Genomic DNA, 13,643 nt, shown 5'->3' on the forward strand with positions numbered 1-13,643 from the left:
GCCGCCGTGGCCGCCTCGATCCTGACGGTCAGCGTCGGATGGCTGCTCGCGATCCTCGCCGCACCACACGTCACCCTCTCGCCGGGTTGGCGGATGGTTGCCCTCTTCTGCCACCTGACCTGCCTGGTGGTGGGCTTCGGCGCGGTGCTGACGGTGGACTGGTTCAGCCTCCGCTGGCTGCTACGCCGGGAACCGCTCGGCACCGTGCTGACCGCCGCACGGGCCGCGCACCTGCTCATCTGGCTGGGCCTGGTGGGTCTGCTCGCCAGCGGCGCTGCCCTGGGCCCGGACACGTCGTCCGGGCTGGTCTGGGTCAAGCTGCTCGCGGTGCTGCTGGTCGGGGTCAACGGGCTGTTCCTCGGCCGGGTCCGGGAACGACTCGTCGCGGTGCGGGGCCGTCCACCCTGGTCCGCCCTGCTCCCCGGCGTCGCCGCCGCCACCCTCTCCCAACTCGGCTGGTGGACCGCTACCCTCGTCGGCTTCTGGAACGCCAACAGCTGACGCCGACCGTCTGCCGTGGTGATCGAGAACGCTTAATAAGGGTAGGCTACCCTAATCGCGACATCGGGTCGTCGACGGAGGCGGTATGAGGATCTATCTGGCCGCGCTCAACCCCACCGACGCTGTCCTGGAAGGGTTCCTCCCGGCGGCGGAGTCGCTGGGGCTGTCGGCCACGGTGCTGACCGACCGGCCCACGGAATGGCCGGCGGACGCGCCGGTGACGCGCTGCGCGGTCCGGGACGCGGCCGCGGTGGTCGCGGCGACGGCGTCGAGCCGGCCGGTGGCGCTACTGTCCAACAGCGACCATCTCCAGGAGGCCACCGCGATCGCCGCCCGAAAGCTCGGCCTGCCCGGCAAGGACCCGGACGCCGCCCGTCTCTGCAAGGACAAGGCCGCGGCCCGGCGGGCCATCGCGACTGCCGGCCTCGATCTGGTCCGCACCGTCACCGTCGACCCCGGCACCACGCCGGAGGTTTCGGCCGGGATGTTCCCGGCGGTGGTCAAGCCCCGCGAGGGGGTGGCCAGCGAGGACGCCTACCTGGTGGCCGACCTGCCCGAACTGCTCGCCCGGGTCGCCGAGATCCGGGGCCGGCGGCCGGACGTCGCCCTGGTGGTGGAGGAGTACCTGGCCGGGGAGCTGCGGACCTTCGAAACCCTGGGCGACGGCACGACGCTCGCCTCTCTCGGCGGGTGGCGCACCGCCCTCGGCCCGCCACCGACCTTCACCGAGGAGAGCCTTGCCTGGTCACCACCGACGGAGCCGGCGAGCACCCAACTGCGGGCGTGCCTCGACGCGCTCGGGGTCGGCCTCGGCGCCTGCCACACCGAGTACGTCGTCTCCGCCGACGGCCGGGTCCGGCTCATCGAGGTGAACTACCGCCTCATCGGCGACCGGATGGACCTGATCCTCGCCGAGTTGCTCGGCGTACCGCTGTTCGAGCACGTCATCCGGCTGCACCTGGGTGAGCCGGTGGCCGCCCTGGGCCTGCCCGGCACCGTCGACAGCTACGCCCAGGTCGAGTACGTCTGCGCGGACACCTCGGGCCGGCTCACCGCCGCGCCGGGCCCACTGGACACCGTCCACGGCGAGGTCCGGCTGGGCTGCCGACCGCTGCGCGCGGTGGGCCGCTTCGCCGAGCGCACCGGCACGAACCGCGACTACCTCGCCGTGCTGCACGCGATCGGCCCGGACCAGGACAGCGTCCGGCAGGCGTTGGCCGCCTTCCGCGACGACCTCCAGTGGACCATCGTCGAGTGAGCGACGACTGCGAGCGGGAGGTGTTCACCCGGGTGCTCGACGCCCTGCTGCGCGAGGATCACCTCGGTCTGCTCAGCACCGGCCGCCCGGACGGGCCGGCTTGGTGGCAGGTGCCGCACCCCGCCGGCCTCCTGCGCATCCCGGTGCGGGTGGACGGCTTCCAGCAGGCCCTGCGCAGCGCCGCGCCGACGGTGCTGGTGCTGGCCGACGGCGTCACCCACCGGACGGACACCCTGGCCGGGCTGTTGACGTTGCTCGCCCCGCGGGACGATGCCGAGGCGGCGGCCGGCTGGCGGGACTTCGGCGCCGAGTGCCGTGCCGACCTGCTGGCCCGGCGACTCGCGGCCCGGCACCGACCACGGGTGTTCGCCGCGGTGGCCGCCGAACGGGCGAGCACCCCGACCGGTCTGCCGGCGGCGCTCCTGGACGACGTGCTCGCCGCCCACCAGGGCCACCCGGTCTACCCCACCGACCGGTGCCGGCACGGCCTCACCGACGACGACCTGCTCCGGTACGCCCCGGAGCACGCCCCACGTCTCACGCTGCGCTGGTACGCCGCACCCGCCCGGGACGTCCGGCTCGCGGGCGAGCTGCCGGCCTGGTGGCCGCGCGCACCGCGACCGGACCAGCTGCTGCTGCCGGCACACCCGATCACCGCCGCCCGCACCGCACTACCGGTGACGGACCGGCCGGCGATCTCCGCGCGGCCCACCCTCTCCATGCGGACGGTGGCGTTGGACCACGACCCGTACCTGCACCTCAAGTTGCCGCTACCGACCGCGAGCCTGGGCGCCCGCAACCGACGCACCCTGCGCCCGGGTTCGCTCGCCGACGGCGCCGCCGTGGCCGGGCTGCTCGACCGGATCGCCGGCAGCGAACCCGCCTTCATCGGCCGGATCCGGCACACCGACGAGAGCACCTGGGCGCACGTCGACGCCGACGAGCGGCGCAGCTTCCTGCTCCGCCGATTCCCCCGCGACCTGGCCGGGGTCCACGTGGTGCCGGTCGCGGCCCTCGCCGCCGCCGACCCGGTCGCGGGCACCGTCCTGGAACGGATCAGCCCCGAGCGGCCCGTGGCGCTGCTGGATTCCTACCTGGACCTGCTGCTCGACTGGCACGTCTTCCTGTGGCTCCGCCACGGCATCGCCCTGGAGGCACACCCACAGAACATCCACCTGCTGGTCCACCCGGACGACACGGTCGGCCTGCTCTACAAGGACAACGACGGCGCGCGACTCGACGCGCGCCACGATGGGCCGGGCGGGCTCGCCCTGGACGACGACCGGATGTGGGCACGCGATCCGCTGGAGCTGGCCGACGTGTTCACCACCATCACCCTGCACCTGGCCGCCGCCGCCCCGCTTGTCGCCCTGGCCGCGCGAGGGCTGCCCGTGCCGTCCCCCGCCGAGGCGCTGGCGCCCCGGCTCGCGGCCGCCCGCGACCGGTGGGGCGACGGGCCGGCGGCACGGATCCTCACCGAACGGGTCCTGCGCGCCGCCCACCTGCCGGTCAAGGCGATGCTCACCGCCGGCACCCTGCTGCCCAAGCAGCGGCTGGGCTGCACCGACATCAACAAGTACTACCTGCGTACCGGCCCGAACTACCTCCGGGAGACACGATGACGAGCGTGCGGTTGCGCTCCCGGCCGGCCACCGCCACCGGCCAGCTCGCCGACCTGGCCGCCGCCCACGCCGTCTTCGGCTGCGTGCTGCGCGAACTCGCCCCGCCCGACGGCGCGCCGACAGTGGTCGACGGTGCCGCCCGGGTGCTGCTGCGGCACCTGCACGTCACGCTGCGCTGCGCCGTCGCGCGGATCTCACCGCTCGGTGCGCACCGCTACACCGGCCCGGTGCAGCGGACGACCGACACCGGAGGCTGGGCAGACCTGGACGCCGACGGGCTGGCCGGTCTGGTCGCGGCGGAGCTCACCGGTCGTACCGACCTGGCCAACGACGAGTTCGCCGAGCAGGTCCGGGCCAGTCGGGACACCGTGGCCCGGTTGTTGGCCGAGCGACCGGCCGAGGATCCCACCCCCACCGGTGAGCCGGCCATCGACGCGTACGTCGACTCCGAGCAGTCGCTCGTCTTCGGCCACCCGCACCACCCGACCCCGAAGTGGCGCAGCGGTGACCCGGACCGGTGGCGGGCGTACGCACCGGAACTGCGCACCTCGTTCCGGCTGCACTGGCTGGCCGTACCGGATGAGCTGGTCGCGGGCGCCGGGCCGTTCGATCCGCTCGTGGCCGCCCTCGACCCGCCGCGGCCTCCGCACGGGCACCGGGTCCTGCCGGTGCACCCCTGGCAGTTGTCGCTGCTCCCGCCGACCCACCCACGGCTGCGTGACCTGGGGGAGGGCGGCGTGCCGGTGCGGCCGACGGCGAGCGTCCGCACCCTCTACGCCCCGGCGGCCGACCTGTTCGTCAAGACCAGCCTGCACGTCCGGATCACCAACTGCCTGCGCAAGAACGCCAGGTACGAACTCACCGGCGCGGTGGCCCTGACCGACCTGCTGGCCCGGGTGCCACTGCCGGACGGGGTCGGCCTGCTCGCCGAGCCCGCCTACCGCACTGTCGACGTGCCCGGCCCGGACGAGGCGTACGGGACGATCCTGCGCGACGGTCTGCGCCCGCACCTGCGTCCCGGTGACACTCCGGTGCTGGCCGCGGCGCTGGCCGCCACGCCGCTCGTGACACCGGATCCGGTGGCCTGGTGGCGGGCGTACGTCGGGCTGCTGGTGCCGGCGGTGCTGCGCTGCTGGCTCCGCCACGGAGTCGTACACGAGGCACACCTACAGAACGTGGTCGTCGTGCTCGACGGCGACCGCCGTCCGGTACGCGTGCTGCTGCGCGACCTGGAGGGGGTGAAACTCGACACCGAGCGCTGGGCCACCTGGCCGGACGGCGTTCCGGCGCAGGTCCGCTACGGCCCCTCAGACGCCCGCCGGCGGATTGTCTACTGCCTGTTCGTCAATCACCTCGGTGGCATCTGCGGGGCCCTCGCCGACGCGCGCCCGGGGGTCGAACGGCGGCTGTGGCAGGAGCTGCGGGCCGTCCTCGAGGCGGTGGCCGCCGACCTCGACGATCCGCCCGAGCTGCGCGCGCTGCTCGACGGTGCGCCACTGGTGGCCAAGGCGAACCTCCTGGTCCGGTGGCGCCGCGACGCGGACCGGGCCGCGCCGTTCGTGCCGGTGCCCAACCCGATGGGCGGGCCACGGTGACGCGACCGGTCTACGTCCACGACCTCGACGCGCTGGCCGCACACGTCGGCGCCATCCGGGCGGCGCTGCCCAGCCCGGTCGAGCTGCTCTACGCGGTCAAGGCCAACCCGGAGCCCGGCGTGCTGCGGACCCTCGCCCCGGTGGTCGACGGGTTCGAGGCCGCGAGCCGTGGTGAGCTGCGCAGACTGGCCGAGGTGTTGCCGGGGCGTGCCCCGGCCGCGTACGCCGGACCGGGCAAGACCGACGCGGACCTCGCCGCCGCCCTCGCCGCGGGGGTGCACCGCATCCACGTCGAGTCGCCAGCCGAGTTGCGGCGACTCGGCGCGCTGGCCGTCGCCTCGGGTCGGTCGGCCCCGGTGCTGCTGCGGGTGAACCTGCCGGTCGACGCGCCCGGCGCGAGCCTGCTCATGGGTGGCGGGCCCAGCCCGTTCGGCATGGACCCGGCCGACGTCGTCGAGTGTGCCCGCCGCCCGCCCGCCGGCATCGACGTCCGCGGAGTCCACGCCCACCTGGCCAGCGGGCTGGACGCCCCGCTCGCCGCCACCGTCGCCGCCGCCGTGGTCCGCTGGGCGGCGGACGAGGTCGGTGCGGTCGAGGTCGACGTCGGCGGAGGCATGGCCGTCGACTACGCCGACCCGACGGCACGGTTCGACTGGGCCGGCTACGGCCGGGCCCTGGCCGACGTCGTCGACGCGCACCCGACGGTGCGACTGCGCATCGAGCCGGGTCGGGCGGTCACCGCCTACTGCGGGGCGTACCTCACCGAGGTCGTCGACGTGAAGCGCTCCTACGGCGAGTGGTTCGTGGTGGTGGCCGGCGGCACCCACCACCTGCGCACACCGGCGGCGAAGGGGCACCCGCAGCCGTTCACCGTGCACCGGCGGCACGGGCTCGACGCGGTACGCACCGACGGCGGGCCGGTCACCGTGGTCGGGCAACTCTGCACCCCGAAGGACGTGCTGTCCTTCTCGACCACCGCCGGGCCGATCGGCGTGGGTGACGTGCTGGCCTTCGCCATGGCCGGCGCGTACGCCTGGAACATCAGCCACCGCGACTTCCTGCTGCACGAACCGCCGCTGTTCCGCACCGGTGACCCGCAGAAGGTGGCCGCCGAGTGGGCGGCCCGACGAGGCGACGTCGTACGACATGCTGGACGGGTGACCGTGCCGACACGAGATCGGGGAGGAGAGCCGTTGCGCTCGTACCCGGATGTCGTGTCCATCCGCAACAACGTGCCGTCGGACATCGGCCCGGCCCGGCTCGGCGTTCGGTGGATCGACGAGGGCCCTCCGGCCCGGGCGGAGATCGTCGTCATGCCCCGGAACGACGGGGACGGGGACGGCTACGAGGTCACCCTGGGCGGGACCTTCCCGGTGGGCGACGAGACCTGGCGCTTCGCGGACGTCGACGTGAAGAACGCGGACGAGTGGCGGGTGATCGTCCGACGGGTCGACGAGGTGATGGCACCACCGACCGGCCGGCCGGGTGCGGCCGGCCACTTCCCGCACGAGGACCAGCCGCGATGACCACGGCGCAAACCGTGCGGGCCGTGCTGCTGCCCGTCGGGCAGTTCTTCGGCACCTTCTATCCGGTGGCCGGTTCGACCGAGCGTTATCACCGGGTCCGCCTCGGCGACGAGGTGTGGGAGCTGGACGACGAGCGCTTCATCCTGTGGGCGTTGGCGCACGGCACCGGCGACCGGCCGGCCGAGCAGCCCTGGACGGTGTCGGCGGCATGCGACGCGGCGGCAAGCCAACTGCCCGGCGTCGACAGTGCGTCGTTGCTGCACGGGCTGCTGGCCGAAGGGCTGGCCGTCGAGGTCGCCCCCGGTGAGGCGGTGGAGTTCGCTCGCCGGCACCGGGTCGGCACCCGCATGCTCGGGTTGGGCAACAGCGCCGAGCAACCCTGGCTCTGGTCGATCGGCTTTTTCGGGCACCCGGTGGTGAGGGTCACCCGCACGGTCTACGACCTGTGGGAGTGGTGCCCGTCCGGGGAGAGCCTGTGGACGATGTGCCAGGCGCTCGCCGACGAGGAACGGGAGGCAGGCGGCACCGAACCGGGCCTGGTCGACCCGGAACAGCTGCTCACCGCGTTTCTCGGCACCGCCCGCCTCCTACTCACGGCCGGCGTCGTCTACCTGGAGCCGCTGCCGTGACCGACCCGATGAGGAACCCCGCGCCGCTGATCCTGCCGGTGGGGCGATACGCCGGGACGTTCCACCCGGCCGTCGGTGCCCCGGTGAAGTACCACTCGCTGAGCATCGGCCGCCTCTCGGTGACCATCGAGGACCCGCAGGTCTTCGCGGTCTGGACCGCGGCGCACCGCCCCATCGACCGGCCCGACGCGACCTGGGACAGGGCAGCGGTCATCGAGGCCGCCGGGCAGCTCGGCGTGGCCGACCCGGCCCGGATCGTCGCGGAGTTCCTGGAGGACGGCCTGCTGGTGGAGATGACGCCGGACGTGGCGGACTTCGCCCGCGCCTACCGGGTGCATCCGCTGATGGTGTCGCTGGGCAACACCCCGAACGATCCGCTGCGCTACGGCATCGGTGTCTTCGGTGCCGCCCCGGTGCTGCGGCTGCCGGCGCTGACGCACGACGTGTGGCAGTGGAGCAGCGTGGGCGCCAGCCTGTGGGACGTCGGCCAGGTTGTCGCCGACGCCGGCGCGCAGGCCGAGGTGACGGACACCCGCGAGCACGACCCCCGGCACGTGCTGCGTGAGTTCCTGGCCGCGCTGCCCCTGCTGGTCGGCGCGAACGCCGCCTGCCTAGACGAGGCCCGTCGGTGAGGGCCGCCGCAGCGTCGACGAGCGATCGTGGCCAGTTTCTGGCACCGTGAGTACGGCGCGACGTGTCGCCGCGTGCCGGTGACGGCCGTATCGAGGGGGTTACGTGGACTTCACGCTGTCGACGCGGCAGGGGCGGATCGGCACCGTGGTCGAGGTCGCCGGCGACCTGGACATGAGCACCACGCCGGAGCTACGGGACCGGTTACGCGAGGTGGTGCGGAGCGGTGCCCAGTCGGTGGTGGTCGACCTGAGCGGCGTCGGGTTCATGGACTCCAGTGGCCTGGGCATCCTCGTGGTCGCCTACAAGGATCTGCGGGAGCGGGGCGGCTCACTCGCCCTGGCCGGCGTCGCTCCTCCGGTGCGTACGGTGTTGTCGATCACCTCGGTGGACCGGGTCATCGACGTCTTCGACTCGGTGGACGACGCCGAGGAGGCGGCCCGGGTGTCGTGACCATCCACCCTGGGGTCTAGCTGCTGGCGCGGGCGGTGTCCGCGCCAGCGGTGCTCGACCGTCGCTCCTGGCCGCCGTACCAGTCGACGATGAGCAGGGTGGCGTCGTCGGCCAGGACCGGCCCGGCGGTCGCCAGCACCGCGTCGGACAGCGCCCGGACGGCCTCGCGGGGATGCAGGTGGGCGATGCGGAGCAGGGCGGCGGGCAGGTCCAGGTCGGCGGCGTTGCGTTCGCGCATCCCGTCGGTGACGATGACCAGCCGGTCACCGGGCCGCAGGGGCACCTGGCCACTGCGGTAGCCCTCGTCGGGAAACATGCCCAGCGGGAAGTTGGCGGGCAGGTCCAGTGGCGTGGCCCGGCCGTCCCGGACCAGCATCGGCGGCACGTGCCCGGCGTTGAGCAACTCGCACCGCCCGGTGGCCAGGTCGATGCGGCCCAGCACGGCGGTCAGGTAGGCGCCGCGTACGTTGGCGTGCTCGGCGACGGCTCGGTTGGCTTCCTCGGCCTGTCTGACCAGACTCTCGCCCCGGCGGCGGGTGTTGCGCAGGCTGCCCACCCCGAGGGTGGCGGTCAGCGCGCTGGCCACGCCGTGACCCATCGCGTCGGTGACGCTGACGTGCAGCGTGTCGCGGGCCACGCTGTAGTCGAAGGTGTCCCCGCCGACGCTCGCGGCGGGCTCCAGCCAGCCGGAGAGGGCGAACGCGCCGGCTTCGCAGGTGAACGAGGCGGGCAGCAGGCGGCGTTGGATCTCGGCGGAGAGCGTGAACGGGGTGCTGCGTTGCCCCCATTCGAACAGGTCGGTGTGCCGGCGGTTGGCGATGACCACGAACGCCAGCGCGTGCGCGGTGCGGGCGATCTCCGCGATCGTGGTGGTGTCCGGCTCGTCGGGCAGGTCGATCTCCAGCAGGCCGATGGACTCGCCGCGTTCGGTGACGGGCGCGAGCACCGTCCAGTGGCCGTCGCCGGGGAGCAACAGGGTGGTCTGGTGGCGCAGTGTGCGCTCGTACGGCCCGCCGTCGAAGGGAAAGACCTCGGCGGTCTCCGCGCCCTGACGTCGGCCGGTACGGCCGATGGCCGACTGGTGGGTCAGCCGGACAAGTGCCCGGCCGCTGAGGTCGGCGATGAGCAGCGAGACGCCGAGCGCGTCCAACGCGGTGGCGATGGTGCCGGTGACGGCCTGGACCGCCTCGACCGGAGCGGCCTCCTCGGCCGACTGGAGCATCCCGGCCAGCACGGCCTGATCGTTGTCCTCCACTCACCGAGCATAGGCAATCAGCGGATGTGCCGGCATGGTCCAGGCCGGTCGGGTGGCCCGGCGGCGGAACCGGGTGGTTCCGCCGCCGAACCGGACCTACCGTTGCCGGCCCGCGACGTTCGTCGGGGTTAGCTGCGGCTCCATCGTTGGTTGGCCGCGCCGTTGCAGTCCCAGATCTGGACGCGTGTGCCGTTGGCCGTGCCGCTGCTGACCACGTCCAGGCATCGGCCCGAGCCAACGCCGGTGATCGAGCCGTTGGCGTTGACCGTCCACCGCTGGTTGGACTGGCCGTTGCAGTCCCAAATGATCACCGAGCTGCCGTTCGCGGTGCCGGCGCCGTTGACGTCGAGACACTTGCCCCCGAAGACGCGCAGCTCGCCGGCGGCGGTCGAGGTCCAGCTCTGGTTGCTCTGGCCGTGGCAATCCCAGATGATCGCCGCCGAGCCGTTGGCCTGCGAGGCGCCGTTGACGTCCAGGCACCGTCCGGAGGACGCGTTCCGCAGGGCCGACGTGCCGCCCGGTGGCGGAGTCGTCGGGCTGGAGGTGGGCGACGTGGTGGGTGACGTGGTCGGGGTCGGGGTCGGATCGGTGCTGCCGAACTGGGTGAAGAACCTCCACACCTCGCCCTTGGTCCAGGTCCGGGCGCCGCTGTCGCCGCCGCCGTCCACCGGGCCGGGGCCGTGCCCACCGTCGAAGGCGGCCCACACCACCGGATAGCCGGACCGGCAGCCGGAGTAGGTGGTGGTGATGTGGGTCAGGCTGCCCGCTCGTGGCTCGGGCGGGTTCTGCGCGGTGCACCCGTTGTTGCGGACGAACCTGTCCCGCAGGGACCGCCCGGCGGAGATGTTGAGCACCGGATCCCCGATGCCGTGGATCCCCATGTACGCGATGGGTTGGGTGCCGCCGCTGCACCCGCTGAGCTGCCCGCCGGAGTAGACCGCGACGGCGCGGAAGACGGTCGGCCGGGAACAGGCCAGCGAGTAGCTCATGCCTCCGCCGTAGCTGAAGCCGAGCGCGAAGAGCTGCGTCGTGTCGACGCACAGGTCCGCCTCGATCAGGCTGATCATGTTGTCGACGAAGGTGACGTCCTGGCCGTTGGGGTTGGCCCAGCCGTTGCCGTTGCCCTGGGGGGCGACGAAAATGGTGCTGTTGTTCGCCTGCTGCCGCAGCCCGTAGTAGGACCAGGCCGCCCCGTCCGAGCCGCCACCGTCGACGTCGTTCATGGTGCCGCCGTTCCAGTGGAATCCGAAGATCAACCGGTACGGGTGGTTCCGGTCGTAGTTGTCCGGGATCCGCAGGATGAAGTTACGGTTCTGGCCGCTGCTCTGGATGGTCCGCTGACCGCTCGTCAACGTGGGTGCCTTGCCGCACCCGGCGGTCGCCGCGGCCGGTGCGATGTCGGCGGCCGACGCGGTGGTGCCCAGGCCGCCGGCCAGTGCTCCCGCGCTCACGGTCAGGACGACAGCCGCCGCCGTCGCGAGTAATCCAAGAATGGGTCTACGTCTTGTCATGATGGGCTCCCGCCACTCGACACGATCTGACTCGGGTGCGATGTGCCCGCGACGCCCCGACCGGCTCGTCGCCGCAGGCTGCTGCCACCGGTCTCGCCGCCCACGCGGGACCAGTCGGTCGTCGGATCATTGGTGGCCCACACCGTGCGTGCCCGAAACCACGTGACCGACCGCCGGACGGCGCCGGAGCACCCAGCTCGACGCCGAATCGATTCGTCCCGACGCTAGAACGCACAGTGAATGATGTCAATGCCGTGTCCGGCAGGTTGCGGTCCGGCGAGAGTCCGACCTGATTAGGTCAGATGTTTGCTGTCACTCTCAGGTCAGTCCCGGTGGCAGCGCGTCCTCGTCGGGTCGAACCCGACGGCCGTTGGTCAGCGGGTCGCCGCGCAGGGTGTCGATCAGTGGCTCCGGGCCGCCGACGCAGGTCCAGGTGTCGTCCCAGAGCGCGGAGACCAGCCATGAGCGGTCGGCGGGGAAGAACAGGTCGGGTAGCGATCCGCAGCCGTGTCGCAGGTGGCCGGTCCGCCAGGTGAGGGACTGCTCGGGGCCGGCCTCGACAAGCACGTACGGCCAGTTCCAGTAGAGCGACACCCGGGGGGCGTGGGGAAAGACGACGTCGTGGGCGCCGGTGTCGAGGTAGGCCAGCCACCAGGGCTGTTCGGGCGTGTGCGTGTTGAGGTCCTCGACCAGGGCCCGCTCGTAGTCGGCGGCGGTGACGTCGTCGGCCTGGTACGTCGTGGCGTACGCGGCGAAGATCGGTGGGATGGCGGTGGTGATCGAGAAGCCGGCGGTGGTCTGACCGGCGATCCATCCCACGTCGGCGTCCGTGCCGATGCGCCAACTCCGCCCGTCCCTGCTGACCCGCACCCCACCATTCAAGTCGATACCGCGCCGGTTGGCGCGGGTAGATGGGCATCCGGTCCCGCACCGGTCCGATCGTGGTGATCGAACCTGTACGGGACCGGACGCTGCGACCTGTCGCGTTACCTCTGGCGATCCGACTACGGGGATGATCGATGATCAGCCGAAGCAGTTGGGGACGGCGGGCGCGCTGGGTGTGCAGTTGGTGGGCCGGTTGCCGGTGATGGCCGACTTCTGGTCGACGGTGACCTGGCCGCCGTCGTTGAAGATCCCGCCGGGTGCCAGGGTGGAGATGTTCTCCGTGACCCTGGTTTCGGTGAGGTTGAGTGTGGCGTTGTTGTAGATGCCGCCGGCCTGCGAACTCGAACCCACGGCCCGGTTCCGGTCGACCTCCGTGCGGCGCAGGACGACGGTGCCACTGCCGTTGTAGATGCCGCCGCCGTGTTCGATGCCGCTGTTCGTGCTGGCGGTGTTCTCGTTGATCCGGCTCTGGTCGGCCGTGAACTGGCCGATCTGGTTGTAGATGCCGCCGCCGCGTTGGCCGGCTTCGTTGTGGTGGACCTTGCCGTGTGTGAGGTGGAAGGTGCCGTCGGTGAAGATTCCGCCGCCCTCGCTGCCGGCCCTGTTGTTGTTGATCTCGGCGTTCGTGACCTCGGTGGTGGAGTTGATCCCGCCGCGAATACCACCGCCGCGGAAGCCCGCGGTGTTGTTGTCCAACTGGACGTTGTGGAGTACGGCGCTCCGGCTGTTCGACAGCCCGCCACCCGCCCCGCCGAGCGGCAGGATGGTGAAGACCCCGATCGTGTTGTTGTAACTCAGCCGGGTGTTCTCCACGGTGAGGGTGCCGTTGTTGTGGACGCCTCCGCCGTCGTACACGGCGCTGTTGTTGCTGATGTCGCTGCGGCCGTCCCCGTGCTTGTCCTTGTCTTTGTCCTTGTCTTTGTCTTTGTCCTTGCTGTCCCAGCCCTCGCCGTGGTCGCTCCTGCCGAGGATCTTCGTGACGCCGAAGTTGGCGATGCCGCCACCCGTACCGTTTGTGTGGTTGTAGACCACGTCGGTGTTCTCGATGGTGGCCCTGCCACCGGCGTCGACCCGGATGCCGCCGCCCCCGCCGCCGACCCCACTGTCGGCCTGACCGCCCTTGATGGTGACGTCGCGCAGCGTCAGGTCTCCGCCGGATCCCACCTCGAGGATCCGGAACGGTGTGGCGTTGGCCGCGCGGACGATGGTGGACCCGTTGCCGTCGATGGTCACCGTCTGAGTGATGATCGGCAGGCCGACGGCGCCGAAGGGCACGGGCGGGAGAGGCGCGGACCGGGTGAGCGTGTAGGTGCACCTCTCGGCGAGCCTGAGTTTCGCCCCCTGACCGGCATTCGCGCGGACGATCGCCGCGATCAACTCGTCGGAGCCGCAGGGTACGGCCCGGACGTCGTCGCCCCTGCCGTCGCGGTGGTCGTTGTCTTTCTGGTGGTCGTCGCCCCGCTGGCGGTCCTTGCCGTCGCGGCCGCCCGGGTCCTGGCCGCCGTGGTCGTCGCCGCTGGTCCGGCTGCCCTCGGCGAGGAGCTGGGTCGCGGTATTCGACAGGCTGCTGCCGCTCTTCCCGAACGCCCCGCTCACCCCCGGCGTGAAGGCGGCCAGGCCAGCCATTCCGGTCAGGCCGGCGACCCCGGCGACGAGCCAGCGCGACCGCCGCCCCTTCGGTCGACGCGGCTGGGCTGCCGCCGCCTCGCTCATGTTCGGGTGTAGATAGTTGGACATCGAGCTACCTCGCCCTTCTCCGTACACCGTGTCTCTGCACG

12 protein-coding genes and 1 pseudogene are annotated in these 13,643 nt (G+C 72.2%); 9 read left to right on the forward strand and 4 right to left on the reverse strand.

Annotated features, from left to right (window positions below; translation table 11 throughout):
* Positions 1 to 6: 6 nt before the first annotated feature.
* The 9 genes and pseudogenes from AB0B14_RS03495 (at position 7) to AB0B14_RS03535 (ending at position 8,214) form a co-directional block, all read left to right on the forward strand.
* Positions 7 to 501 (forward strand): hypothetical protein, encoded by a 495-nt coding sequence (locus AB0B14_RS03495; protein WP_357521057.1) that lies wholly within the window; start codon positions 7 to 9, stop codon positions 499 to 501.
* A gap of 85 nt (positions 502 to 586) precedes the next feature.
* On the forward strand, positions 587 to 1,759 hold the full coding sequence (locus AB0B14_RS03500) for a siderophore biosynthesis protein (RefSeq protein WP_357521059.1): 1,173 nt from the start codon (positions 587 to 589) through the stop codon (positions 1,757 to 1,759).
* Positions 1,756 to 3,381 (forward strand): IucA/IucC family protein, encoded by a 1,626-nt coding sequence (locus tag AB0B14_RS03505; RefSeq protein WP_357521061.1) that lies wholly within the window; start codon positions 1,756 to 1,758, stop codon positions 3,379 to 3,381. Before AB0B14_RS03500 ends, AB0B14_RS03505 begins: the two co-directional genes overlap by 4 nt.
* Positions 3,378 to 4,976 carry an IucA/IucC family protein gene (locus tag AB0B14_RS03510; RefSeq protein WP_357521063.1) on the forward strand — a complete coding sequence of 533 codons (1,599 nt, stop codon included), beginning with the start codon at positions 3,378 to 3,380 and terminating at the stop codon, positions 4,974 to 4,976. The genes AB0B14_RS03505 and AB0B14_RS03510 overlap by 4 nt, the downstream gene beginning before the upstream one ends.
* Positions 4,973 to 6,103: pseudogene (locus AB0B14_RS03515) on the forward strand (alanine racemase); the annotation flags it as partial. The gene AB0B14_RS03510 and the pseudogene AB0B14_RS03515, both read left to right, overlap by 4 nt.
* Before the next feature lie 105 nt (positions 6,104 to 6,208).
* Positions 6,209 to 6,502, forward strand: coding sequence for a DUF6406 domain-containing protein (locus AB0B14_RS03520; protein WP_357521299.1), 294 nt, complete (start codon positions 6,209 to 6,211; stop codon positions 6,500 to 6,502).
* Positions 6,499 to 7,131 (forward strand): hypothetical protein, encoded by a 633-nt coding sequence (locus tag AB0B14_RS03525; RefSeq protein ID WP_357521065.1) that lies wholly within the window; start codon positions 6,499 to 6,501, stop codon positions 7,129 to 7,131. Before AB0B14_RS03520 ends, AB0B14_RS03525 begins: the two co-directional genes overlap by 4 nt.
* 8 nt (positions 7,132 to 7,139) lie before the next feature.
* Entirely contained in the window at positions 7,140 to 7,763 is a 624-nt protein-coding gene (locus AB0B14_RS03530) for a hypothetical protein (protein ID WP_357521301.1), read from the forward strand.
* A gap of 103 nt (positions 7,764 to 7,866) precedes the next feature.
* A complete protein-coding gene (locus AB0B14_RS03535; protein ID WP_357072296.1) occupies positions 7,867 to 8,214 on the forward strand; it encodes an STAS domain-containing protein in 348 nt (115 codons plus the stop codon).
* Positions 8,215 to 8,230: 16 nt separating this feature from the next.
* Here AB0B14_RS03535 and AB0B14_RS03540 read toward each other — a convergent pair whose 3' ends face one another.
* From AB0B14_RS03540 to AB0B14_RS03555, 4 genes are all read right to left on the reverse strand, one after another.
* On the reverse strand, positions 8,231 to 9,469 hold the full coding sequence (locus tag AB0B14_RS03540; RefSeq protein WP_357521067.1) for a PP2C family protein-serine/threonine phosphatase: 1,239 nt from the start codon (positions 9,467 to 9,469) through the stop codon (positions 8,231 to 8,233).
* A gap of 128 nt (positions 9,470 to 9,597) precedes the next feature.
* On the reverse strand, positions 9,598 to 10,980 hold the full coding sequence (locus AB0B14_RS03545) for a lectin (protein WP_357521069.1): 1,383 nt from the start codon (positions 10,978 to 10,980) through the stop codon (positions 9,598 to 9,600).
* A 318-nt stretch (positions 10,981 to 11,298) separates the two neighbouring features.
* The gene (locus tag AB0B14_RS03550; protein WP_357521071.1) at positions 11,299 to 11,850 is read right to left on the reverse strand and encodes a hypothetical protein; all 552 of its coding nucleotides are present in this window, start codon (positions 11,848 to 11,850) and stop codon (positions 11,299 to 11,301) included.
* A gap of 153 nt (positions 11,851 to 12,003) precedes the next feature.
* On the reverse strand, positions 12,004 to 13,602 hold the full coding sequence (locus AB0B14_RS03555; RefSeq protein ID WP_357521073.1) for a hypothetical protein: 1,599 nt from the start codon (positions 13,600 to 13,602) through the stop codon (positions 12,004 to 12,006).
* Positions 13,603 to 13,643: the final 41 nt, after the last annotated feature.

It is taken from the genome of Micromonospora sp. NPDC049171, from assembly GCF_040648275.1.
Classification (GTDB): domain Bacteria; phylum Actinomycetota; class Actinomycetes; order Mycobacteriales; family Micromonosporaceae; genus Micromonospora.

Bases quoted from the DNA above. Each gene is read 5' to 3' on its own strand.
- AB0B14_RS03500 (WP_357521059.1), top strand. From the start codon at position 587: ATGAGGATCTATCTGGCCGCGCTCAACCCCACCGACGCTGTCCTGGAA.
- AB0B14_RS03510 (WP_357521063.1), top strand. From the start codon at position 3,378: ATGACGAGCGTGCGGTTGCGCTCCCGGCCGGCCACCGCCACCGGCCAG.
- AB0B14_RS03525 (WP_357521065.1), top strand. From the start codon at position 6,499: ATGACCACGGCGCAAACCGTGCGGGCCGTGCTGCTGCCCGTCGGGCAG.
- AB0B14_RS03530 (WP_357521301.1), top strand. From the start codon at position 7,140: ATGAGGAACCCCGCGCCGCTGATCCTGCCGGTGGGGCGATACGCCGGG.
- AB0B14_RS03545 (WP_357521069.1), bottom strand. From the start codon at position 10,980: ATGACAAGACGTAGACCCATTCTTGGATTACTCGCGACGGCGGCGGCT.
- AB0B14_RS03555 (WP_357521073.1), bottom strand. From the start codon at position 13,602: ATGTCCAACTATCTACACCCGAACATGAGCGAGGCGGCGGCAGCCCAG.